The sequence below is a fragment of the Erwinia sp. PPS120 genome, from assembly GCF_047918655.1.
In the GTDB taxonomy this organism is placed as follows: Bacteria; Pseudomonadota; Gammaproteobacteria; order Enterobacterales; family Enterobacteriaceae; genus Erwinia; species Erwinia tasmaniensis_A.
This window is the reverse complement of sequence record NZ_JBLREF010000001.1, coordinates 206,900-230,048: the sequence shown is the minus strand read 5'-3', so window position 1 is coordinate 230,048 and position 23,149 is coordinate 206,900. Positions and strand designations below refer to the sequence as shown.

20 protein-coding genes are annotated in these 23,149 nt (G+C 56.3%); 11 read left to right on the top strand and 9 right to left on the bottom strand.

The window, feature by feature from the left end; all coding sequences use genetic code 11:
- Positions 1-57: 57 nt before the first annotated feature.
- The gene (locus tag ACLRGG_RS01050; RefSeq protein WP_416248003.1) at positions 58-2,187 is read right to left on the bottom strand and encodes a putative bifunctional diguanylate cyclase/phosphodiesterase; all 2,130 of its coding nucleotides are present in this window, start codon (positions 2,185-2,187) and stop codon (positions 58-60) included.
- A 545-nt stretch (positions 2,188-2,732) separates the two neighbouring features.
- Here ACLRGG_RS01050 and ACLRGG_RS01045 point away from each other — a divergent pair.
- From ACLRGG_RS01045 to ACLRGG_RS01020, 6 genes are all read left to right on the top strand, one after another.
- Complete coding sequence (locus tag ACLRGG_RS01045; protein WP_416248002.1) at positions 2,733-3,299, top strand: spore coat protein U domain-containing protein; 567 nt, start codon at positions 2,733-2,735, stop codon at positions 3,297-3,299.
- 53 nt (positions 3,300-3,352) lie between these two features.
- Positions 3,353-3,853 carry a spore coat protein U domain-containing protein gene (locus ACLRGG_RS01040; protein ID WP_503369214.1) on the top strand — a complete coding sequence of 167 codons (501 nt, stop codon included), beginning with the start codon at positions 3,353-3,355 and terminating at the stop codon, positions 3,851-3,853.
- Positions 3,854-3,874: 21 nt separating this feature from the next.
- Positions 3,875-4,597 carry a fimbrial biogenesis chaperone gene (locus ACLRGG_RS01035; RefSeq protein ID WP_416248000.1) on the top strand — a complete coding sequence of 241 codons (723 nt, stop codon included), beginning with the start codon at positions 3,875-3,877 and terminating at the stop codon, positions 4,595-4,597.
- A gap of 3 nt (positions 4,598-4,600) precedes the next feature.
- The gene (locus tag ACLRGG_RS01030; RefSeq protein WP_416247999.1) at positions 4,601-7,015 is read left to right on the top strand and encodes a fimbria/pilus outer membrane usher protein; all 2,415 of its coding nucleotides are present in this window, start codon (positions 4,601-4,603) and stop codon (positions 7,013-7,015) included.
- On the top strand, positions 7,015-7,998 hold the full coding sequence (locus tag ACLRGG_RS01025) for a Csu type fimbrial protein (RefSeq protein ID WP_416247998.1): 984 nt from the start codon (positions 7,015-7,017) through the stop codon (positions 7,996-7,998). The genes ACLRGG_RS01030 and ACLRGG_RS01025 overlap by 1 nt, the downstream gene beginning before the upstream one ends.
- Before the next feature lie 313 nt (positions 7,999-8,311).
- Complete coding sequence (locus ACLRGG_RS01020) at positions 8,312-9,631, top strand: MFS transporter (protein WP_416247997.1); 1,320 nt, start codon at positions 8,312-8,314, stop codon at positions 9,629-9,631.
- A 474-nt stretch (positions 9,632-10,105) separates the two neighbouring features.
- Here ACLRGG_RS01020 and exbD read toward each other — a convergent pair whose 3' ends face one another.
- A complete protein-coding gene (exbD, locus tag ACLRGG_RS01015) occupies positions 10,106-10,528 on the bottom strand; it encodes a TonB system transport protein ExbD (RefSeq protein WP_416247996.1) in 423 nt (140 codons plus the stop codon).
- 5 nt (positions 10,529-10,533) lie between these two features.
- Entirely contained in the window at positions 10,534-11,268 is a 735-nt protein-coding gene (exbB, locus tag ACLRGG_RS01010) for a tol-pal system-associated acyl-CoA thioesterase (RefSeq protein ID WP_416247995.1), read from the bottom strand.
- Positions 11,269-11,503: 235 nt separating this feature from the next.
- Here exbB and metC point away from each other — a divergent pair, with 235 nt between their 5' ends.
- A complete protein-coding gene (metC, locus tag ACLRGG_RS01005) occupies positions 11,504-12,694 on the top strand; it encodes a cystathionine beta-lyase (RefSeq protein WP_416247994.1) in 1,191 nt (396 codons plus the stop codon).
- A gap of 115 nt (positions 12,695-12,809) precedes the next feature.
- Positions 12,810-13,469: a DedA family protein gene (locus ACLRGG_RS01000; protein WP_416247993.1), complete on the top strand. Its 660-nt coding sequence runs from the start codon at positions 12,810-12,812 to the stop codon at positions 13,467-13,469.
- A gap of 21 nt (positions 13,470-13,490) precedes the next feature.
- Here the strand turns inward: ACLRGG_RS01000 and ACLRGG_RS00995 are convergent, their stop codons facing one another.
- Complete coding sequence (locus ACLRGG_RS00995; protein ID WP_416247992.1) at positions 13,491-14,378, bottom strand: AraC family transcriptional regulator; 888 nt, start codon at positions 14,376-14,378, stop codon at positions 13,491-13,493.
- Positions 14,379-14,619: 241 nt separating this feature from the next.
- On the opposite strand from ACLRGG_RS00995, the gene dkgA reads away from it, so the two are divergent.
- The gene (gene dkgA, locus ACLRGG_RS00990; protein WP_416247991.1) at positions 14,620-15,444 is read left to right on the top strand and encodes a 2,5-didehydrogluconate reductase DkgA; all 825 of its coding nucleotides are present in this window, start codon (positions 14,620-14,622) and stop codon (positions 15,442-15,444) included.
- Positions 15,445-15,500: 56 nt separating this feature from the next.
- Here the strand turns inward: dkgA and ftsP are convergent, their stop codons facing one another.
- The 4 genes from ftsP to ACLRGG_RS00970 form a co-directional block, all read right to left on the bottom strand.
- A complete protein-coding gene (gene ftsP / locus ACLRGG_RS00985; protein WP_416247990.1) occupies positions 15,501-16,916 on the bottom strand; it encodes a cell division protein FtsP in 1,416 nt (471 codons plus the stop codon).
- A gap of 95 nt (positions 16,917-17,011) precedes the next feature.
- Entirely contained in the window at positions 17,012-17,758 is a 747-nt protein-coding gene (locus ACLRGG_RS00980; RefSeq protein ID WP_416247989.1) for a 1-acylglycerol-3-phosphate O-acyltransferase, read from the bottom strand.
- Positions 17,759-17,934: 176 nt separating this feature from the next.
- Positions 17,935-20,214, bottom strand: coding sequence for a DNA topoisomerase IV subunit A (parC, locus tag ACLRGG_RS00975; protein WP_416247988.1), 2,280 nt, complete (start codon positions 20,212-20,214; stop codon positions 17,935-17,937).
- A 151-nt stretch (positions 20,215-20,365) separates the two neighbouring features.
- Positions 20,366-21,133 (bottom strand): transporter substrate-binding domain-containing protein, encoded by a 768-nt coding sequence (locus ACLRGG_RS00970; protein ID WP_416247987.1) that lies wholly within the window; start codon positions 21,131-21,133, stop codon positions 20,366-20,368.
- Positions 21,134-21,271: 138 nt separating this feature from the next.
- On the opposite strand from ACLRGG_RS00970, the gene ACLRGG_RS00965 reads away from it, so the two are divergent.
- Positions 21,272-21,853 (top strand): NAD(P)H-dependent oxidoreductase, encoded by a 582-nt coding sequence (locus ACLRGG_RS00965; protein ID WP_416247986.1) that lies wholly within the window; start codon positions 21,272-21,274, stop codon positions 21,851-21,853.
- Positions 21,854-21,886: 33 nt separating this feature from the next.
- A complete protein-coding gene (locus ACLRGG_RS00960) occupies positions 21,887-22,204 on the top strand; it encodes a putative quinol monooxygenase (protein ID WP_067706228.1) in 318 nt (105 codons plus the stop codon).
- 27 nt (positions 22,205-22,231) lie between these two features.
- Here ACLRGG_RS00960 and ACLRGG_RS00955 read toward each other — a convergent pair whose 3' ends face one another.
- On the bottom strand, positions 22,232-23,131 hold the full coding sequence (locus tag ACLRGG_RS00955) for a LysR substrate-binding domain-containing protein (protein WP_416247985.1): 900 nt from the start codon (positions 23,129-23,131) through the stop codon (positions 22,232-22,234).
- Positions 23,132-23,149: the final 18 nt, after the last annotated feature.

Genomic DNA, 23,149 nt, shown 5'->3' with positions numbered 1-23,149 from the left:
AACCGTTACCGACTCCTTGAGGATTTCTGGCGGCTATTATAGGCACGGCGTGCGCATTTAGACAGTGTCCGGCAGGGCTGGACGGCTCTTTTCCACCGGCTCAGAAGGCCGCTCCTCCTCCTGCCCGGTGACCACACTACGTCTGAGTTGTGCCACCTGCCCGGCAGGCACCGGGCGGCCCAGAAGATAGCCCTGAAGCGAATCACAACCCAGCCGGGTCAAAAATGCCTGCTGCTCCTGCGTTTCAACGCCCTCGGCTACCACTTTCAGATTCAGCGTCTGCGCCAGAGCAACGATGGCGGTGATAATCGTGGCGTCACCACTTTGTGGTCGCAGTTCGCTCACGAACGCGCGATCAATTTTCAGTTCGCTGGCCGGTAGCCGCTTCAGATAAAGCAGGCTGGAGTAGCCGGTACCAAAATCATCGATCGACGTTTTGATGCCCAGTGCCGCCAGCTCGGTCAGGATACGGATGCTCTCCTCTGGCTCACGCATTGCGGTTGTTTCGGTCACCTCCAGCGTCAATAACTCTGCCGGAATTTGATGCTCCGCCAGCGCCCGGGTGATAGTTTCTACCAGACCGGCCTGTTCAAACTGCACGGTGGAGAGATTAACCGCCACGGACCAGCGCGGATCCTCCTCAAGATGCCAGACGCGTAGCTGACGACAGGCCTCGTTAATCACCCAGTTACCCAGGCTTACGATAAGGCCGGTTTTTTCCGCTACCGGCAGGAAGACATCCGGCATCAGCAGCCCGCGCTGCGGATGCTGCCAGCGGATCAGCGCCTCAAAACCGAGGATCTGCCCATCCATGGCGCCGTATTTGGGCTGATAAAACAGGCGCAGCTCATTTTTTGCGATAGCCAGCCACAGATCGTTTATCAGCTGCAGCTGATTCTGCGCCAGCGTATTCATTGATGGCTGGAAAAAGCTGTAGCCATTGCGCCCATTCTTTTTGGTGTGGTACATCGCCGCATCGGCATTGAACATCAGTTCGCGCTCGTCCCGACCGTCTCCGGGGAAAACGGCAATACCGATACTCAGGGAAACCAGCAGTTCGTAAAGAGAGAGGGTGAAAGGCACACCAATAGCTTTGACCAGCCTGTCAGCGACAACGGCTGCATCGTTGGGTTCGCTAATTTCCAACAGTAAAACAAATTCATCCCCCCCCATTCTTGCCAGCGTATGAAGATCTTTGAGCTGGGTGTTCATCCTCTCAGTCACGGCGATCAGCAGATTATCGCCAATATGGTGGCCAAACGCATCGTTTATCCCCTTAAAGCCGTCGAGATCTATAAACATCACCGCGAAGGCGCTCTCTTCACGGATAGCTTTAGTCAGGGCCTGTTTCAGACGGTCTTCCAGCAGAATGCGATTTGGCAGCCGCGTAAGATTGTCGTGCAGTGCCAGCTGCGCCAGCTCCCGATTGGCTTCCGCCAGGGAAGAGGCCAGCACCGAGGTTCGCGACTGGAGACGGGCATCCAGCGTGGAGATTACCAGCGCAATACCGAGGATGGATAACGTCACCACGGTGACCACCACTGCCAGCCACTGACTGTTTACGCCCTGCCCGGTCGCCTGGCTGATCATAGGGAAATTCGCTGCGGCCATACCGGTGTAGTGCATCCCGGCGATGGCTGCGCCCATCACCATCGCCGCGCCAGCCCGCAGCAGCCCGAGTCGCCCATTCCCCTGACGCAGCCTGAATGCCAACCACAAAGCTACCACCGAGGCCAGCAACGCGATCACTACTGACACCACCACCCAGCACCAGTTCCAGTCGATGCCCGGTGCCAGCATCAGTGCTGCCATGCCAATGTAATGCATGGAGGCGACGCCGCTGCCGAGCACCAGTGCGCCAAAAATCAGCCGCCCTGCCGTAAGCTTCCCATAGCAGACAATCCACAGCGCAAAAATCGAGGCGACAACGGCAACGGCCATTGAAATAACCGTCAGGCTGGGGTCATAGCTCATCGCCACCGACAAACTCATCGACAGCATGCCGATAAAATGCATAGACCAGATGCCGATTCCCATTGCAAAACCGCCGCCAATAAGCCAAAACGTTTCGGCTTTTCCCGTAGTGTTGACTACCCTTCCCGCCATATCCAGCGCGGTATAAGAGGCAAGAAATGCAACGACCACAGAGGCAATGACCATCAGTGGATCGTAAGAGCTCATAAGCATAGGTGGATCTCGGTTTTTGCAGCCAGCAGAGTGGTGCTGCTTTATTAAACAAAACTTTCTCAAGTCTTATCAGTACCCATTTACCTCGCGTAGAAACAGAGCCATTATTAACCGGAATATAAATATATAGCTCTGGCCTGAATGAATGACTTTCTCTGCCTGGGTCAGCACGCGTGGTTTTAAAATTCAGTGGTACGGATTTATCGCTCACAGAACATACCACGCTCTTCAATCATTTACTTTACGATAATAAGATTATTCTTAAAGATAGCGTTTTACTCCCTGAATCCGTGACCTCGCATGTAAAAAACTTTTATCCCTGTTGCTGAAAATATTATTTTTTCTTGCGGCTCTGCATGTATCCCATCGTTGTTCTATAGTAAAGAAAACTATATATATAACGCTGCTACTGATGCGATGAAACGCGATTCACGGCCAGTTATTAATACCAATATATTATTTTCTCTTTAATTTTTTAGGTGAGCTGTTCACTTTTACACCGGGCGAAAAAGCACTTTCATCGATATAATCAGTAAGGAATGTTTATGAAAATGAAGCTTTTTCTGCTGGGCTGCGCGCTGGGCGTTGGCACGGTCACGCCCGGCTTTGCCGCCACTACGACGGGCACCATTAACGCCACGCTGGTGCTCACCACCGGCTGCCTTGTCAATGGCCAGTCAGCTACCACAGGCGTGAACTTCGGTACTCTTGACTTTGGTAGCAGCGCAGGGACTTTTGATACGCTCAATGCCACACTTGTCGGCTCGCTGGGTAACGGTATCTTCGTTCGCTGCACAACGGGTCAGACCTACAATGTTCAGCTCACCAGCAGCAACGAGGCACCCGCTACCGTTTATGGCGCCGTCACCGCGCAGCCGCGCTATCTGGTTCTGGGTAGCGATGCGACTCAGGGGATAGCCTATACGCTCTATGGCAGCACGGCCTACACCACTCCCATCGCGAACAATGCCAATCTGGTCAATACGGGCACGACCGATCCGGTCAATGGCGATAATTATCCTGTTTATGGCCGGGTGAGCGGCGGTGGCTTCAACGCCGCTATCCCCGCAGGAACCTACACGGATACGATTAACGTTGCCGTGAATTACTGATTGTTGCTGAAGGAGAACGCCTTGTGTTGGCGTGGCTGAAAACCGGTGGCTGCCTGGCGGGTGCGTTCTGCATTTTACTGCGTGTTATCACCCACCCTGCGTGGTCGCTTCCGACACAGACCTTTGAGGTCAGCGCATCGATTGTGAATGGCTGTGTGATTTCCGGTACCAACACCGGCGTTTTTGGCTCACTGAATTTTGGCACACTGCCAGGCGTGGGCAGCAGGTCGGCCAGTACCAGCCTCGCGCAAAATGCTGCGCTAACGCTGGCCTGTACGCCCGGGACCACGCTGAATTTAAGCATTGACGGCGGCGCGCATTATTCCACGACCCGGAATATGCAGGTGGCGAATAATACCAATCTGGTGGGCTATACGCTTTACACCAGTGCCAACCACACCGCCGCCAGCGCAATCCCGGTGAGTCAGAATGTGGCACTGGCCTTCAGTAATGCCAATAACATCACCCTGCCGGTTTACGGTCTGGTGCAGTTAAGCGGGGTCAACCGTGCCGGCACCTACAGCGATACCCTGACGGTAACGCTGAGCTGGTGAGAAAGGGAAAATGAGAAGCAAATGATGAAAAGGTTACCTCTTATTGCCCTGCTTTTTTGTCTGCTGAGCAGCGCATTTTTATCTCCCGCCCGGGCGGGAAATTCGGTACTGATTTGGCCTATCGATCCCAAAATCTCCAGCGGGGATAAGGCGACAGAGCTTTGGATTGAGAACCGGGGCGGAGCGACCACGCTTATGCAGGTCAGGATTTTTAACTGGCAGCAGATTGATGGCAAAGAGCAGTATCAGACACAGCAGAGCGTGGTAGCCAGCCCGCCGCTGGTCAGAATTGAGCCTGGGCAAAAGCAGCTGGTACGTCTGATTAATCAGGTCCCACCGCCGCCGGGAAGGGAAATGGCCTGGCGTGTGGTGCTGGATGAAATTCCCACCCCCCAGTCCCAGGCGCCTAATCAGGCCGGACTGAACTTCCAGATGCGCTACTCCGTGCCGCTGTTTACCTACGGTCAGGGCCTCTCTGCGGATGCTGCCCAGCCTGCATTGAGCTGGCGGGTGATCACTCAGGACGGCCATAGCGCGTTGAGAATAACCAACAGTGGAAAGGGTCACGCTCGTCTGAGCAGAGTTAGTCTGGGCGGTCATATGCTATCCAACAGCCTGTTCGGCTACGTGCTGGCCAATGCCAGCAACACTTTCCCACTGAACTTTGCGGCCTCAAATAGCGCGGAGCTGCGCGCGGATCTGGGTAACAATAAAAGCTGGCACAGTACCGGCTCGCCACGCTAGCCGATGAGCAGGCAAAGCTTAGCGTCAGTACGCCGCTCTCTGCTCGTTATCGCCAGTCTGCTGGGGAGTCTGCTGCCCGATCCCGGACAGGCAGAAACCTGGTCCTCACTGCCGCCGCCGGTAAACAACCAGGCTGGCCCGCAGAAGCAGCAATATATGCTGGGGCTGGTGGTTAACGATCGCGACAGCCAGCAGGTGGTACCCGTGACGTTTAACGGCGACCACTATCTTCTCAGGGCGGGCGATCTTCTGCGGGCCGGTATTCCGGCGGCGCAAATCAGCTCATCAATGGTAGATGTCTCTACCCTGTCAGGCGTAAAGGCACATTATGACGCCGCCCGTCAGCGCATTCTGCTAACCGTGCCGCCCGGCTGGCTTCCGGCTCAGCAGCTGGGCGGCCGCAATGAGGAACAGCCACGCTACCCCGGACTCAGCACGCCAGGCGCACTTTTTAACTACGATCTCTACACCAGCCGGACCAGCCAGAGTGGTACACGTCTTTCCGCGTGGAGTGAATTTCGCCTGTTTGGCAGCGGTGGGCAGCTCTCGACCAACGGCGTTTATCAGCAGCAGATCGCCGGCTCGGCGGGATATCAAAATGATGGCTATCTCCGCTACGACAGCTGGTGGAGCAATCAGGATGAGGAGCGCTCCCTGAGCTGGCGCGTAGGGGATTTGATTACGGATTCGCTGACGTGGAGCAACAGCGTCAGGCTGGGCGGCATCCAGATTGCGCGAGATTTTTCGGTGCGCCCGGATATTATCACCTATCCCCTGCCCGCTTTTTCCGGCCAGGCGGCGGTGCCCTCAACCATCGATCTCTTCGTCAACGGCTACAGAAACAGTTCTGACAACATACAGCCCGGCCCGTGGTCGATGACCAATATGCCCTTCGTCAACGGGGCGGGAAACGCGGTGGTGGTGACCACCGATGCGACGGGCCGTCGCATCACCACAACGATGCCTTTTTACGTCTCCAGTAATCTGCTGAAGCCAGGCCTGTCGGACTTCTCCTTCTCTGCCGGGGCGCTGCGCGAAAACTACGGGGTCAAAAACGCCGACTATGGTGCGGGCGCCGCCAGCGGCTCGTGGCGCTATGGCCTGAACGACTGGCTGACGCTGGAGAGCCATGCCGAGGCGGCAGAGTCCCTGGCGCTGGCGGGTGCGGGCGGGCAGTTGCGCATCGGCTCACTCGGCGTAGTGAATAGCGCGGTGACCCGCAGCCAGATGGACGGTGAGAGCGGTGACCAGTACAGCTGGGGTTATCAGTATAATAACAGCCGCTTTAGCCTCGGTACTCAGCATATTATTCGCACCCCTGACTTCAGCAATCTGGCGCTGTATGGCGATCGCAGCAGCGGAACGGCCAGGACGGAATATACGCTCAGCCGCCGCAGCGCACAGTATAACGTCAGCCTGTCGCTGGACCAGTACGGCAGCCTGGGCGCGGCTTTTATTGATATTACCAGCGGCAGCGGTAACAAAACCCAGCTGTTGAACCTCTCCTGGAGTAAGAATATCTGGGGTAACAGTAGCCTCTATCTTTCGGCGACTCATGACCAGCAGCAGGACGTATGGTCAGGCGCCATTTCACTGGTGATCCCCTTCAGCGAACGGGGAAATGCCAGCATCGGCCTGGAGCGCGACCGTTTCGGCGGCACGGCACAGCGTCTGGGCGTTTCACGCGCCATGCCCACTGAAGGAGGCTTTTCCTATGATGCCTCCTGGGCACGCGAGAGCAGCGGCAGCGACTTCACTCAGGGCAGCGTGAGCTGGCGTAATGACCTGATTCAAACCTCAGCCGGGTTCTATGGCGACAGCGATTACAGTACCCAGTTTGGTGATATTACCGGTTCACTGGTGTTTATGGATGGCAGCCTGTTTGCCGCCAATGAGGTGAATGATGCCTTTGTTCTGGTAAAAACCGACTACCCCGAGGTCGAAGTGGACTATGAGAATCAGTTAATGGGTAAGACGAATCGCAAGGGTTACCTGCTGGTGCCAAGAGTCAGCTCGTGGTATCCGGCGAAATACGCGATCAATACGCTCGACCTGCCGGTGGATATGACAACCTCAGCGGTAGAGCAGCGCTTCGCGGTTAAGCGTCAGAGCGGTTATCTGCTGCATTTCCCCATCGTCCCGCTACGCGCCGCCAGCGTTATCCTGCTCGATCAGGATGGGCAACCTCTTCCCGTGTCAACCCAGCTGATCCGCCAGGGGCAGGCCACGGAATACGTAGGCTGGGATGGCATTGCCTGGATGGAAGATCTCAAGTCCGAAAATCCGTTCAGGGCCGAAACGCCGGACGGGCGACACTGCGAGTCGGTATTGAAGGTTTCCGGCGGACGGCCTGAATCCCTCAGAACTTATGGACCGCTAACCTGCACTCTCTCCGCCGATGCGCCAGGAGCACCGTGATGAAAAAAATCTCCGCCGTCCTGTTTTTTCTGCTGATGGCCTGGTCGCTGTCTGGATGGGCGGCCTGTACCCTGCCCTCCTCGACCGCCTCATTCGGCACCGTCAGTTCGTTTGCGGTGAATACTACCGCCAGTGCCACCTCGGCCAGCGTAAACGTGAACTGCGGCTCGGGCAGCATACTTTCTTTACTTTCAACAGATTACGTCAAAATGCAGCTGGCAAGCGCGACCTTTACCAGCGGTACCCGTGGCGCACTTAAGACCAGTAGTAGCGGCAGCGACCTCATACCCGTCCAGCTGTGTAGCGATTCCGCCTGCGGCAATGAGATGACCATTGGCGGAACCACCGTTAGCTTCAGCTCTTCTCAGTTAGTGAATCTGGTAGGACTGTTGGGCGGGCAAAATTTTACCCTGCCGGTGTATATGCGCACCGTTCCGGGTCAGGTCGTGGCGGCCGGGAGCTATACGGGGGTCATGAATATGCTGGTCAGCTACAACGTCTGCACCGGGCTCGGCGCGCTGGGGCTCTGTCTGGCGGGCAGTCAGATAACCAGCTCGGGTACGGTGCCCATTACCGTCACTATGACGATCACTAACGACTGCACCACTATCACCGCACCTGACATTAGCTTTGGCAGTGCGCCGCTGGTCAGCAGCTTCAGTAAAGTTGCCCAGTCTGTAAATGTCATCTGTACTAAAGGTAGCACCTATACGGTGGGACTGAGCAACGGCAGCCATGCAGTGGGGAGCCAGCGCTATATGACCAGCGGCAGCAACCAGCTCGCCTATGAGATTTATCAAAATACCAGCACCCTGCGCTGGGGGCCTCTTGGCAGCGAGCGCGTCGCCAGCACGGCGGCGAACAGCATCAGTGTTGACGGGTTGACCCGCACCTTTAATTACACCGCACAAATTTTAACTAACCAGGCCACCCCGGTAGCCGGCAGCTATAGCGACAGCGTGGTGGTGGATCTCTCATTTTAACGCGCGCCTGGTGAAACCTGCTGGTGGACTCTTGTTTGAAAGAACGGCTAATGTCACGGGGTGGTGGATCTCTCACTGGAAAGTACGGCCGATGTGGCGAATTAGCCCTCGTAACTATCAGGCCCTTATGAATCCTGGTTCAGAGAGAATCCGCAGAAGTGAGTCAGGGGACTTCGCACAGGCGGCTATCAAACCGCATTGTGTTAATCATTTGTTACCGATGTAATGCGAGAGTTAACCTTTAACGGTGATATCGATCACATTAAAATCTTTACTGACAGGCTAAAAGGGGGAAAAAACTAAAGGATGCTGTATGACTGTTTTATCCCCACCCACGAAAAAAACGCGAAGCCATGCCAGAACTATTTTCACCGTCACCAGCGGTAATTTTCTGGAGATGTATGATTTTATGGTGTTCGGCTACTACGCGACCGCCATTGCCAAAACGTTCTTTCCCGGAGATAACCCCTTTGCTTCCCTGATGCTGACGCTAATGACCTTTGGCGCTGGCTTCCTGATGCGTCCGCTCGGCGCAATTATTCTTGGCTCATTTATCGACCATCACGGCCGCCGTAAAGGGCTGCTGGTCACGCTGGGCCTGATGGCGCTGGGAACGCTGACCATCGCCGTCGTGCCGGGATACAGTACGCTGGGCGTCGCCGCGCCTATCCTGATTCTGCTGGGGCGTTTGCTACAGGGCTTTTCGGCTGGCGTGGAGCTGGGCGGCGTTTCGGTGTATCTGGCTGAGATGGCTCCTCCTAAGCGCAAGGGTTTCTTTGTCAGCTGGCAGTCGGGCAGTCAGCAGGTGGCCGTTATCTTTGCCGCACTGCTTGGGCTGGGGCTAAACCACTTACTGGAAAAGGATCAGGTCACCGACTGGGGCTGGCGTATTCCGTTTGTGATTGGCTGTATGATCGTACCTTTTTTATTTTGGATCCGCCGCATGCTGGAGGAAACCGAGGAGTTCAGCCAGCGTAAGGTACACCCTTCGATGCAGCAGATTGTCAGGTCGGTAGCCAGTAACTGGCCGCTGGTGTTGGCGGGAATGCTGATGGTAGTCACCACCACCGTGATGTTTTATATGATCACCGCCTTTACGCCAACCTTTGGCAAAACGGTGTTGATGATGAGCGATAAAGAGAGCTTTTTGGTGACGCTGTGCGTGGGGCTGTCTAATCTGATATGGCTGCCCATTATGGGGTCAGTTTCCGATCGTTATGGCCGCCGTCCGCTGCTGATTCTGTTTAGCGTGCTGATGATTGCGACGGCCTGGCCGGTTTTGCACTGGCTGGTAGGATCAGCAACCTTTGCGCATCTGCTGGAAGCCGAGCTGTGGCTCTCCTTTCTATACGCCAGCTATAACGGCGCAATGGTGGTCTATCTGGCGGAGATCATGCCCGCCGAGGTGCGTGCCACGGGCTTCTCACTGGCCTACAGTCTCGCTACCGCGCTGTTCGGCGGCTTCACTCCGGCAATCTGCAGTTATCTGATCCATTCGACCGGCGATAAGGCGATGCCCGGCGTCTGGCTCACCATTGCCGCCGTTTGTGGCCTGCTGGGCACAATGATTATTAAGCGTCTGGTCCGTCAGTATCAGATTAAGAATACGGCGGCTCCGCTGGCTCAGGTTTAAGTTCGGACAGTGGATGGGGCATGATGCCCGGTGGTGTCTGCATATGGTGCGCGGCGCTGTAAGGTTCTGGAATGTCGTTTTCGGGGGCCCGGCGCTACAAAAGCTGGAGGTGTCGCCTGGGGGTGGGGCCCGTCTGCTCCCTTTGCATTGTGCTTGCTGCGGGTAAGGGCGGTTCCGGGGGTTCTGGAGACAGTCCACAGTATCGTCATTCGTCATGGAAGATGCGTTGAAAACAACCGCTACTCGCTCAAACCAGACCGTCAGATTTGAAAATTTTCCACCTACAAAATCTGTCAGATTAAGGCTTAGCTAACACACTTAAAGCAACTTCAAAGCCAGAGAGGTGGATAATCCCTGCGGGTGACGGGCAATCCGCAGCGCTGCGGCGCAGACGGAGGGCCAGGCGAGGGCAGCAGGGATGCTGCCCTCAGGGAGCGGCGGGCAGGGACGCCCGCTCGCGACCAGTCCAGTCCGCTACTTCGCGGTGGTTTCCATACCCATCAGGCCAATCTTCAAATAACCCGCCTGACGCAGCTTATCCATAACCCCCATCAGCGTGGCATAATCCACCGACTTATCGGCCTGGAAGAAAATGGTAGTTTCCTTATTCCCCGCCGTCTGATCGTTCAGGGCATTAACCAGTGTCTCGTCTGTCACCGCATTATTGCCAATAAACAGCTGCTTATCGGCCTTAATCGAAAGATAAACGGGCTTCTCGGGACGGGGCTGCGGCGTACTGGTAGAAGCTGGCAGGTTAACGCGAACGTCAACTGTCGCCAGCGGCGCGGCGACCATAAAGATGATCAGCAGCACCAGCATCACATCGATAAACGGCGTGACGTTAATCTCATGCATTTCACCGTTGCTTTCGTGATCCTCATTCAATCGCATCGCCATCGTACTTAGCCCACCCGCAGTTTCTGAGCGGAGGCGCGGCGCGGTGAATCATTGCTGGCCGCCAGGTCGAGATCGCGGCTTTGCAGCAGCAGGATCTGCGCCGCAACGTCGCCCATTGATGCCTTGTAACTGGCAATCATACGGGCAAAGACATTATAGATGACCACCGCTGGGATTGCCGCAATCAGCCCCACGGCGGTAGCCAGCAGCGCTTCCGCAATACCCGGCGCGACAACCGCCAGATTGGTGGTCTGCGTCTGCGCAATGCCGATAAAGCTGTTCATAATTCCCCACACGGTGCCGAACAGGCCGACAAAGGGGGCGATTGAACCTACCGTCGCCAGGAAGCCGTTACCCCGGCCTGCATGGCGACTAAAGAATGCGACGCGGCGCTCCAGTCGGAAGGCGGTGCGCTCTTTAATGCCGTCGTTGTCTTCAGAGCCCTGCGAGAGCTGTAGCTCATCTTCCGCTTCTTTCAGCAGCTGAGCCGTCAGGCTGGCCGCTTTAAAGGTTGCGCAGGTCTCCGAGGCCTCTGATAGCGAGCGCGCCCCAGCCAGAGCCTGCTGTTCACGCTTCAGGCGACGCTTTGCGGAGCTCAGTTCTGCGCTTTTGCTGAAAAACATTGCCCAGGTGACGACCGATGCCAGCAGCAGCCCGATCATTACCACTTTAACCACGATGTCTGCATGATGGTACATGCCCCAGACGGTAAGGTCCGTCTGCATCAAATCATTCGTCACGCTGTTTCTCCAACGGAAATCAACTAAAAGCAAAAACCCAGTCAGGATCATACCAAATCAATTGTGAATTGATAGTGGTTATCATTAGTATTTACATCCACTCGTTTTTTTCCGCTAATTATCAGCACGTTTCTGGCTTCAGCCTGAAACTTTGTCATACAGCGCAATGCTCAATGTCGCCGTCAGGCATGCCGTGTTAACGTTAGAAATCAACCTTTAGCAGACAGAGCAATTGATGAGCAGAAAAAAAATCGAAACCACGCTGATCGCCGCTGGCCGCAGTAAGCGTTATACCCAGGGCTCCGTTAACAGCGTGATTCAACGGGCATCGTCGCTGGTTTTCGACAGCGTGGCAGAGAAAAAACGTGCTACGGCAGGTCGCGCCGAGCGTGAACTCTTTTATGGCCGTCGCGGCACCCTCACCCACTTCTCTCTTCAGGATGCCATGACCGAACTGGAAGGCGGCGCAGGCTGTGCGCTTTATCCCTGCGGAGCGGCGGCCGTCGCAAATGCCATCCTCGCTTTCGTCGCCGCAGGTGATAGCGTACTGATGGCGGGGTCGGTATATGAGCCTACTCAGGATTTTTGCAGCAAAATTCTCAGTAAAATGAATGTCTCAACCCACTGGTTCGATCACAATATCGGCGATGAGATTGCAGAGCGGGTACAGCCCAACACCAAAGTTGTCTTTCTTGAATCTCCGGCTTCCATCACCATGGAAGTTCAGGACATTCCGGCTATTGTCGCAGCGGTGCGGCGCGTGGCACCGGACGCCGTCATTATGATCGACAACACCTGGGCAGCAGGGATCCTCTTCCCGGCGCTGGCGCTGGGCATTGATATCTCCATCCAGGCCGGCACCAAATATTTGATCGGCCATTCCGATGCCATGATCGGCACCGCGGTAGCGAACGAACGCTGCTGGCCTCAGCTACGTGAGAACTCCTATCTGATGGGGCAGATGGTCGATGCCGATACCGCCTATATGGCAAGTCGCGGCCTGCGAACGCTCGCCGTGCGTCTGCGCCAGCATCAGGAGAGTGCTCTACACATCGCCCAGTGGCTGGCGGCGCGTCCTGAAGTGGCGGTGGTGAATCACCCGGCGCTGCCGGCGTGCCGGGGACACGCATTCTGGAAGCGTGACTTTACGGGTAGCAGCGGCCTGTTCTCCTTTGTGCTGAAAGAACGTCTGAGCGATGCGCAGCTTGCCCACTATCTGGATCACTTTGAGCATTTCAGCATGGCCTACTCATGGGGAGGCTATGAATCGTTGATCCTCGCCAATCAGCCTGAAGAACTGGCGGCAATACGTCCGGCAAATGGCGTGGATTTTAGCGGAACGCTGGTAAGAGTACATATCGGTCTGGAAAACGTGGACGATTTGATCGCCGATCTGGCCTCTGGCTTTTCCCGCCTTGAAGCGTAAGCAGGATGAATGAGTAAATAAAAACCAAACGAGAGACAGCAAAGGGCATCGATCAAGGTTAACAAGCCGAATAGCGAGTACAATTGACCAACTAACGTATTCACTGGGATATGAAATGGGTGTACTACACGAGATTGTGCGGGCATTGTGGCATCAGGATTTTGCTGCGCTCGCCAATCCGGATGTGATTTGGATTGTCTATGGGATTATGTTTATCACGCTGCTGCTTGAAAACGGCCTGTTGCCCGCCTCTTTTCTGCCCGGGGACAGCCTGTTGCTGCTGGCAGGCGCAATGATTGCGAAAGGTGTCATGGCATTTGTGCCGACGCTGCTCATCCTCACCCTGGCCGCCAGCCTCGGCTGCTGGCTGAGCTATCTTCAGGGCCGATGGCTGGGGAATACCCGACTGGTCAAAAGCTGGCTGATGCATCTGCCCGCGCAGTATCATCAGCGGGCATGGAGTTTGTTTCATCGCCACGGCCTGATGGCGCTGCTGGTTGGGCGCTTTCTGGCGTTTGTCCGTACTATTTTGCCGACGATGGCGGGGATTTCCGGCCTGAAGAACAGCCGTTTCCAGCTGTTTAACTGGCTAAGCGGCCTGCTGTGGGTCACTATTCTGGTGTCGTCAGGCTACGCTATCAGCCAGGTTCCCTTTATCAAGCGTCATGAAGATCAGGTCATGGCTATCCTGATGATTCTGCCACTGGTTTTGCTGTGCGCAGGTCTGGTGGGTAGCATCACGCTGGTGATCAGGCGCAAAAAATCCTCTCTTTAGGGCCGGTCTCCGGCCCCCTTCTCACACCGTCTGCCGCATGCGCATCACTTCCTCACCCGGCGTGACGCCAAAATAGCGTTTAAACTCGCGAGAAAATTGCGATGCACTTTCATACCCCACCTGCATCGCCGCCGCACTTGCCTTTAGCCCATCCTGCAACATCATCATCCGCGCCTGATGCAGTCGGTAGCTTTTCAGATACTGTAACGGCGAAGTGCTGGTGACTGCTTTGAAGTTATGATGAAACGCCGAGACGCTCATATTTACCTCGGCGGCCAGCTGATCCACGCTCATGTTATCCCGGTAGTTGTGCTCAATCCGACGTAGCGCACGGGCTATCTGGCTAAACTGAGTCTGACGACTTACCTGCGCCAGCAGGGCACCCCCGCAGGGACCCAGCAGAACATAATAGAGGATTTCACGTACAATCTGTGGCCCCAGCACGCGGGCGTCGCGCGGATTAGCCATTACGTCCAGCAGCCTCTCTGCGGCGCACAGCATCTCCTCCGTTAGCGATGCCGTGTGTATTCCGCGCGTCTGCGGCGTAGGGTGAAAGCTGTCGTCATCGCCGATATCAATCAGCAGGTCCTGTAGCCGGATGGAATCCACATTCAGCAGCATGCCTACCAGCGGCTCTTCCGCGGTCGCAAAGGTTTCACACTCAAAGGGCAGGGTCACCGTCAGCATCAGGTATTTGGTGGCGTCGTAGTGGAAAACGTGGTTACCCAGATACCCCGTTTTATGCCCCTGAAAAAGGATCACAATCCCCGACGAGTACATCACCGGCGTGCGTCCGCTCGGCCGGTCAACGTACAGCAGCTTGATGTCAGGCACCATTGATAACGAGGGGGCCTCGTTCAGGGCAATGACCTGCTGGGCAAGTCGGGAGCACAGTGCATTACGATCCATAAACATTCTCACCGTCTGAAATTCCTTTTGACATCATGAACGCATAACCGGCATTTCTCCACAATTATGGAGAATTGGGCAATCCTTTGGCAGGAATAAGCAGGAAACAGGCTTAACGCCACGTACAACAGGTTGAAAGACCCTGTGCGACAAGATTTCTCAAAACGCGCGATAAACTCAGCTAAGCTTAGTGACACTAACCGGCGAAGCGTACCGGATAAAATGCGATAAAGGAGAGAACATGGCTGAACAACCTGTAATTAAACTCCACGACGGCAACATGATGCCGCAAATAGGTCTGGGCGTCTGGCAGGCCAGCATTGACGATGCGCGTCAGGCAGCCGTTAAGGCGCTTGAGGTGGGCTATCGCGCTATTGACACCGCTGCTATCTATAAAAATGAAGAAGGTATTGGTCAGGCGCTACAGGAAACTGACGTTGCACGTGACGATATCTTTGTTACCACCAAGCTGTGGAATGACGACCAGCTGAACGCGGAACAGGCCATTGAAACCAGCCTGAAAAAGCTCCAGCTTCAGAGCGTCGATCTCTACCTGATGCACTGGCCCTGCCCGGCGAAAGATAACTACGTTGAGGCGTGGAAGGCGATGATAGAGCTTCAGAAACAGGGCCTGACCAAAAGCATTGGCGTCTGTAACTTCCAGCAGGCCCACCTGAAACGCCTGCTGGACGAAACCGGCGTCAGCCCGGTCATCAATCAGATTGAGCTGCACCCGATGATGCAGCAGCGCACGCTGCATGCCTGGAATGCGATGCATCAGATCCAGACCGAATCATGGAGTCCGCTGGCGCAGGGCGGGAAAGGCGTATTCGATCAGGAGATTATCAAGAACTTGGCGAAAAAGTATGGCAAAACGCCCGCGCAGATCGTGATCCGCTGGCATCTGGACAGCGGTCTGGTCGTGATTCCGAAATCGGTTACGCCATCGCGTATTGAAGAGAACTTTAAGGTTTTCGACTTCCGTCTGGAAAAACCAGAAATCAGTGAGATCGCCACGCTGGACAGGGGCAATCGACTGGGTCCGGATCCTGACGAGCTGAACTGAGTGACCCGCCTGCAGGCTCGCGGGCCTGATTAACGTCAGGCCCGTCGCCGCGGGCGTTACCCCGCCGGCTGCACCAGAAGCTGACCCGCACTGCCCCGATCGGCCATTTCCAGCGTCTGGCTGTAGTAGACAAAAGGGAAGTGATCGGAAGAGTACTGAACAAACGAAACGAACAGTTCAACGCTGCCATCCACCCAGACGGTATCCTTCCAGCCGCGATCTTCGGCCATCGGCTGCGCGCCGTTAACGTTTTTAATCAGAAACATCACGCCCTGAATATGGAACGACTGCGGCAGATCGGCATGAATGATCCAGCGTTCAAAGGTTCCCTGCTGCGCGGTGTTGTCGATTCGGGTCATATCCCAAAGCGCCCCATTGATACCGGCGATGCTGTCGCCCAGCGTAAACTCCCGCGTGCGGCTGACGCTGCCCTCAATCACCTGATCGGCCAGCAGGCGCATCGGCAGGTTGTCGGTCATCAGCGGCAACAGCCCGGTAGGTCGGAGCGTTAGGATTAGCGTAGAGGTGAGAATGCTTGAAGGCTCAAACAGGCCGCGCAGACGGTCCACCAGGCCAGCAGGCATTCCAGCCGTCACGGACACCTCATCCCCCTTACTCATATCTACCAGCACCTCCCGACGCTCGCCCGGTGCCAGCGAAAGCTGCTGTACCGCCACCGGCGCGGCAAGAAAACCCTGATCGCTGGCAATGACGTTCAGCGGACGGCCATCGCTCAGCTGGAGCTGGTAGCGTCGTGAGTTTGAGGCGTTCAGCAGCCGCAGGCGAACCCAGCCCCGGGAGACTTCAACCCAGGGATTCTGTACGCCGTTAACCAGCAGCGTATCCCCCACAAAGCCGCCGCTGGCGGGCGGGTCATACTGCGGTGAACCGAAGTTATCCAGACGTTTATCCTGAATAACCAGCGGGAAATCATCGACGCCGTAGTGGTTTGGCAGCGGGAGTGACTTGCTCAGCTCATCTTCGATAAGCCACATGCCCGCCAGCCCGTTATAAACATGAGGAGCCATACGATTGGGCGTATTTGCATGATACCAACAGGTTGCCGCCGCCTGACGCACCGGGAGCACCGGTGCCCAGTCCACGCCGGGAGACATCAGTCGGGGCGCGCCGCCCGCCAGCGCGCCGGGCAGATGCAGCCCGCTGATGGCCATCGAAACCGGTTCAGCCAGACGGTTACTGTAAACCAGTTTGACGTCGTCACCGTTCCATACCCGTACCGTTGGGCCAAGGTAGAGACCGTTGATCCCCCACACCTGCGCCTTGCTGCCCTCGGTGAATGACCAGTGGCTGCGCTGCAGGGTCAGAAAGACAGGCTGTCCACGTCGCGACTCGATAAGCGGCGGCACCGGTAAGGCCACTCCGGGTCCGGCCGCATAAGCCCGTACGGGCAGCGCACTGGCGCACAGGGCGACGCCCGATGCCTGAATAAACTGACGTCGACTTAAGGACATACCCACTCCGTAACCTAAAAAAACAGCCTGATGGCCCGCTGTACGCCGTATTGATCATGCTGATTGCTGTGTGCCGATGCGCGGAAACGTGGCGATTACTTTCCGTCGCGCTTATCTGCGGCCTCACGCGCCGCCACTTCCGCATTCAGCTCATCCAGTTTTGCTGACATAAGTTCGCGGCAGTGGGTCGCCAGCTTACGTGCGGAGAGTGTGGCAAAGGCCGTGGTATCCACCGGCGGCAGCATTTCAATGATGACATGTCCGTTATGCAGTCGATTCAGTTTGATCTTATCGTGCGTATTGGAGACGACAATGGGAATTATCGGCACGCCCGCCGTAATCGCCGCATGAAAAGCGCCGGTTTTAAAGGGCAGCAGTCCACGTCCACGGCTGCGGGTCCCCTCCGGGAACATCCAGAAAGAGATACGCTTCTTTTTAAACTGGGCGATCATCTTACTGATGGTGCCATGTGCCGATGCGCGGTTTTCCCGATCAATCAGCAAGTTACCCGTCAGCCAGTAGAGCTGCCCGAAAAAGGGGATCCACAGCAGGCTTTTCTTACCCACGGTGACCGTTGTCGGCTGCACCATCTTTGCTGCGGTAATCATGTCGTAATTATTCTGATGGTTAGCGATGTAAATCGCGTTCGGATACTTATCCGCCCCTTCGGGCCTGCGAAGTTCAACCTTCAGCCCAAACACCGGCGACAGTCGGCCAAAAAGATGCCCAAAGGTGGCAACATGACGCGGATTTCGCGGGCTAAAAAGGCAGAAAAGACAACCAAAAACACTGATCAGGATTGAATAGATAATCACGATCGCGAAACGTAAAATTGAGAGCATCACATCCTCGTTATTGCTTCCAGATCCCCCCGGTCAATCCGCTGCCGCAGGTGCGCCAGCAGGTCAACATGCAGGGGGTCTCAACGCTTTACCCGGCGGGTAAAGTATATCCTGAATTACTGAAATACGCCGCCTTTCACTGGGTTAGCAGTATAAGAAAGGCTTACCATTGCGTATCATGCCTCGCTGTCGGCTGCTTCTGCACCCGGTCTTTCCGGCGCGTCTACCTCGATACGCTCAACGTTCTGCAATCCTCGCGGCAGCAGCGTCCCACGACGGCCCCGCTCTGCGCGGAACTTCTCCAGCTCTTCGGGGCGTACCCTGAGCTTACGTTTTCCGGCATGCAGTGTGATAGCCGCCTGCGTGGGGAGCAGCAGCAGCCATTTCAGCGTATCTTCGCCAGCGGCGGCCTGTGCAGAGGGTATAGAGATGATTTTATTGCCCTTGCCTTTCACCAGCTGTGGCAGCTCGGCCACCGGGAACAGCAGCATTCTTCCCGCGGCGGTGATAGCCAGCAGCATATCGTCGTCGTGCCGGACGGCCATCGGCGTCATCACCCTGGCGTTTTTCGGCAGGCTGAGGAGCGCTTTACCGGCGCGATTGCGCGAGAGCAGATCGCTAAAGGTACAGACGAAACCGTATCCGGCATCCGACGCCATGAGCAGCTTCTGCTCATCCGTCTCCATCAGCACCTGCTCCATCACGGCTCCGGGCGGTGGCGTCAGCTTGCCGGTAAGGGGCTCGCCCTGTCCGCGCGCAGAAGGTAACGTCGTCGGCTCCAGCGCATAGCTGCGTCCGGTCGAGTCAATAAACACCACCGGCTGATTGCTTTTGCCCCGGGCAGCGGCGCGGTAGCTGTCTCCCGCTTTATAGCTCAGCCCGGTCGGATCGATATCGTGTCCTTTGGCACTGCGTACCCAGCCCATCTGTGACAGCACAATGGTGACCGGCTCGGAGGGAACCAGTTCGTTTTCGCTGATCGCCTTTGCTTCGCCCCGCTCACACAGCGGTGAACGACGATCGTCACCGTAGGCATCGCTGTCGGCCTGAAGCTCTTTTTTCAGCAGCGAATTCATTTTGCGTTCCGAGGCGAGAGTCGCCTGGAGACGGTCACGCTCTTTCGCCAGCTCATCCTGCTCACCGCGAATTTTCATCTCTTCCAGTTTGGCAAGATGGCGTAACTTCAGCTCAAGGATCGCTTCTGCCTGAGTTTCACTGATCCCGAAGCGCGACATCAGCACCTGTTTCGGCTCGTCTTCGCTGCGAATGATGTGGATCACTTCATCAATATTAAGGAAGGCAACCAGCAGCCCCTCAAGAATATGCAGGCGCCTGAGCACTTTTTCCAGGCGATGGCTGAGGCGGCGACGCACGGTTTCACGACGATAAACCAGCCATTCGCTGATGATTTCCAGCAGGTTTTTCACCGACGGGCGGTTATCCAGCCCGATCATATTCATATTAATGCGGTAGCTTTTTTCCAGGTCGGTGGTGGCAAACAGGTGGTTCATCACCTGATCCATATCCACGCGATTTGAACGCGGCACAATCACCAGCCGCGTTGGGTTCTCATGGTTGGACTCATCGCGCAGATCTTCCACCATCGGCAGCTTTTTATTACGCATCTGGGCAGCGATCTGCTCCAGTACGCGCGCGCCGGAAACCTGATGCGGCAGCGCGGTGATCACCACGTCGCCCTCTTCTCTCCTCCAGACCGCGCGCATACGCACCGAACCGCGCCCGGTCTGATAAATTTTACGGATTTCGTTACGCGGCGTGATGATCTCTGCCTCGGTCGGGTAGTCCGGCCCCTGCACGATCTCCAACAGATCTTCGATTGTCGCTTTGGGCGAGTCGATGAGCGTGATGGCCGCCTGAGCCACTTCACGCAGGTTGTGCGGCGGTATATCGGTCGCCATGCCTACCGCAATGCCGGTGGTGCCGTTGAGCAAAATGTTCGGCAGCCGCGCGGGCAGGATTGAAGGTTCCTGTAGCGTACCGTCGAAGTTGGGCACGTAGTCCACCGTGCCCTGTCCCAGCTCACTCAGCAGCAGCTCGGCATATTTAGACAGGCGGGACTCGGTATAACGCATGGCGGCAAAGGATTTAGGGTCGTCCGGCGCCCCCCAGTTACCCTGACCGTCTACCAGCGGGTAGCGGTAGGAGAACGGCTGCGCCATCAGCACCATCGCTTCGTAGCAGGCGCTGTCGCCGTGCGGGTGGTATTTACCCAACACGTCACCCACGGTACGGGCCGATTTCTTAAATTTGGCGCTGTTATTCAGCCCCAGCTCGGACATGGCATAGATGATGCGCCGCTGAACGGGTTTAAGACCATCGCCAATATAGGGAAGCGCCCTGTCCATGATGACGTACATGGAGTAGTTCAGGTACGCATTTTCCGTAAATTTATGCAGGGCAAGACGCTCTGCACCATCCTGCGTCAGGTCACTCATTGCTGTTTATTCCTCACATCGCGGCACGCGCGGCGCGTCACATTGGGGTCGTTTGGCGAGGATAGTACCTTATCCGGGCTGTTGCTGTCACAGGTAACCGTGCGCAGGCTGCGATTCACGCGGGCCACTGAGCTCTGCCCGCGCTGCCGGTTTATTTTGCCGCCGCCAGCCACTGACCGACCACCTGCTGATACTCGCCGGAGGCCTTACTCAGGTGCAGCCACTGGTCGATATAGAGCTTCCAGCTCATGTCGTCACGAGGGATCATCCAGGCCTTTTCGCCATACTCCAGCGGCTTGTGCGGATTAACGGCACAGAGCTGTGGGTAATGCTTCTGCTGATAGAGCGCCTCCGAGGCGTCGGTTACCATCACGTCAGCCTTTTTATCCACCAGCTGCTGGAAAATGGTCACGTTGTCATGATACAGGGTGAGGCTGGCCTGCGGCAGGTAGCGATGCGCAAAGGCTTCATTGGTGCCGCCTGCCGGCTCAATCAGACGAACCCCCGGCTTATTGAGCTGCGCAATTGACCGGTAGCGCGTCTTATCAGCGCAGCGTACCAGTGGGATTTTGCCGTCCGTATCCAGCGGCGCGGCGAACCAGGCGGTCTGCTGGCGCTTAAGTGTGACGGAGACGCCGCCCACGGCGATATCACACTGCTTGCCCAGGAAGTCCTGCGTCAGCATTTTCCAGCTGGTCGGCACCCATTTGACCTGGGCACCCAGGCTCTGCGCCAGCGATGTCACCAGGCTGACATCAATCCCCTCGTACTGACCGTCAGCGCGCAGGTAGCTGTAGGGCTTATAGTCCCCGGTGGTGCAAACCGTTAGCGTTTTACTCTGGCTTACGCGGTCAAGATGTGACTGCGCGCAGACGCTGCCTGATATCAGCAGTAGCGCGACGATGCCTGTTTTTATCATTGTGGTCTTCTCGTTATCGAAAGGGAGAACGCGCCCCTATTATTGCCTGAGGCGCAATAGTGTTGTGATTGAATGCACATTTCTCTGCGAAATCTTTCTGCGTAGACTGGCCGCAATATCAAGAACCGGAGAAAAACAATGAGCAAGATTCTGATCGTCGATGCGGGCAAAGCTTTCGCCCACTCCAAAGGCGAGCTTAACCATACGCTAACCGACTGCGCCGCCGCTTTCCTGCGCGACGCAGGCCACGAGGTCAGCGTGACCGTCGTTGACGACGGCTATGTGCTGGCCGATGAAGTCCAAAAGTATGTGCAGAACGACGTGGTAATATACCAGATGCCGGGCTGGTGGATGGGCGAACCCTGGATCCTGAAAAAATATATTGATGAAGTCTTTACCGAAGGCCATGGCGCCCTTTATGCCAGCGATGGCCGCTCCCGCGCCGATGGGGCAAAAAAGTATGGCTCAGGGGGTCTGCTTCAGGGTAAAAAATATATGCTGTCACTGACGTGGAATGCCCCACTGGACGCCTTTACCGATCCGCAGCAGTTTTTTGAAGGCGTGGGCGTGGATGGCGTTTATCTGCATTTCCACAAGGCCAATCAGTTTCTGGGCATGGAGGGATTGCCGACGTTTATCTGTAATGACGTGATTAAACAGCCGAGGATTACCGAAGACCTCGCACGCTATCGGGCGCACCTGAGCGAAATTTTCGCTTAGCCGCTCCACCACTTATGCCGTTAAGGAACCACTATGCTGACCGTTATTGCTGAAATTTGCGTAAAGCCCGGACGCCGGGCCGCCGTCTTACAGGCCATTGAGACACTTACGCCCACAGTTTTGCAGGAAGCGGGATGCGGCGGCTATCAGGCGCTGACCGACCATAGCGCACAGGTTCCGTGGAAGCAGCACTCACCGGACTCGATCTTTATGCTCGAGCAGTGGGATTCCCTGCGCCATCTGGAGGGGCATCAGCAGGCGGAGCATATGGAGCAGCACCGTACCCGCATCAGGGATGACGTACTCAACGTTAAAATTTACGTGCTGGAGCCGGCGAAACAGACGCCGTAATCGTCAGGGAACGCGCGTGCTTCCGTTTTATAACAATCCCCGCTGCGTGATGCACTCGCTGAGAAAGTCGAGAAAGCAGCGTATACGCAGCGACAGGGTGACGTTGCGATAGTAGACCGCGTGGATCGGATGATGCATATCCCGGGTGACATCTGCCAGCACCGGCACCAGTCGCCCGGTCACGCAATCCTCGCGGCTCATAAAATCGGAGAGGCGCACAATTCCCTGCCCGTACACCGCCATCTGGCGTAGCGTTTCGCCGCTTGAGGCGGAAACGGAAGGCGCGATCGGCAGAAACTCTCCTTCGCGCTGCCAGACCGGCCACAGATTATGCTGCTCAAGCTGGCTAAACCCCAGCAGGCGATGATTTGCTAAATCTGCCACGCTGGCAGGCGTACCGTACTTCGCCAGGTATTCCGGGCTGGCCATCAGCCGCAGCTTGCTGTAGCCCAGCGCTCGGGCGTGAATGGTGGAGTCACGCAGTTCACCGATACGAATGGCAATATCCGTCTGCTGTTCCAGCAGATCAATCACCACGTCGTCGGTGTTCAGCTCCAGCTGGATCAGGGGATAGCGCGCGGTAAATTCATTCAGCAGCGGCACGATAACATGCAGCATAAACGGCGTGGCAGCATTGATCCGCAGGCGGCCAGAAGGAATTTCCCGCCGCTGCGCGATCTGTTCCTCCGCGCTTTCCACCGTACGCAGTATTTCCCGCGCGTGCTCAAGAAAAAGCTGGCCCTCTTCGGTCAGCGCAATGCGACGCGTGGTGCGGTGCATCAGGGTGGTTTGCAGTTTTTTTTCCAGCCTGCTCAGCGCGCGGCTGATGCCGGAGGTGGTCTGGGTGAGTTGCTCAGCTGCGGCGGTAATTGAGCCGGTGTCGACCACCACTACCCAGGCACGTAGCTCATCAAGGGTGATTTTCACGCAATGCGCATCCTGAAA

Coding starts and splice junctions, on each gene's coding strand:
- ACLRGG_RS01000 (WP_416247993.1), top strand. CDS start 12,810: ATGGGTGTACTACACGAGATTGTGCGGGCATTGTGGCATCAGGATTTT.
- ACLRGG_RS00965 (WP_416247986.1), top strand. CDS start 21,272: ATGAGCAAGATTCTGATCGTCGATGCGGGCAAAGCTTTCGCCCACTCC.
- ACLRGG_RS00995 (WP_416247992.1), bottom strand. CDS start 14,378: ATGGATCGTAATGCACTGTGCTCCCGACTTGCCCAGCAGGTCATTGCC.
- dkgA (WP_416247991.1), top strand. CDS start 14,620: ATGGCTGAACAACCTGTAATTAAACTCCACGACGGCAACATGATGCCG.
- ACLRGG_RS01045 (WP_416248002.1), top strand. CDS start 2,733: ATGAAAATGAAGCTTTTTCTGCTGGGCTGCGCGCTGGGCGTTGGCACG.
- exbD (WP_416247996.1), bottom strand. CDS start 10,528: ATGGCGATGCGATTGAATGAGGATCACGAAAGCAACGGTGAAATGCAT.
- ACLRGG_RS01050 (WP_416248003.1), bottom strand. CDS start 2,187: ATGCTTATGAGCTCTTACGATCCACTGATGGTCATTGCCTCTGTGGTC.
- ACLRGG_RS01025 (WP_416247998.1), top strand. CDS start 7,015: ATGAAAAAAATCTCCGCCGTCCTGTTTTTTCTGCTGATGGCCTGGTCG.
- ACLRGG_RS00960 (WP_067706228.1), top strand. CDS start 21,887: ATGCTGACCGTTATTGCTGAAATTTGCGTAAAGCCCGGACGCCGGGCC.
- ACLRGG_RS00980 (WP_416247989.1), bottom strand. CDS start 17,758: ATGCTCTCAATTTTACGTTTCGCGATCGTGATTATCTATTCAATCCTG.
- metC (WP_416247994.1), top strand. CDS start 11,504: ATGAGCAGAAAAAAAATCGAAACCACGCTGATCGCCGCTGGCCGCAGT.
- ACLRGG_RS01020 (WP_416247997.1), top strand. CDS start 8,312: ATGACTGTTTTATCCCCACCCACGAAAAAAACGCGAAGCCATGCCAGA.
- ACLRGG_RS01030 (WP_416247999.1), top strand. CDS start 4,601: ATGAGCAGGCAAAGCTTAGCGTCAGTACGCCGCTCTCTGCTCGTTATC.
- parC (WP_416247988.1), bottom strand. CDS start 20,214: ATGAGTGACCTGACGCAGGATGGTGCAGAGCGTCTTGCCCTGCATAAA.
- ftsP (WP_416247990.1), bottom strand. CDS start 16,916: ATGTCCTTAAGTCGACGTCAGTTTATTCAGGCATCGGGCGTCGCCCTG.
- ACLRGG_RS01035 (WP_416248000.1), top strand. CDS start 3,875: ATGATGAAAAGGTTACCTCTTATTGCCCTGCTTTTTTGTCTGCTGAGC.
- ACLRGG_RS00970 (WP_416247987.1), bottom strand. CDS start 21,133: ATGATAAAAACAGGCATCGTCGCGCTACTGCTGATATCAGGCAGCGTC.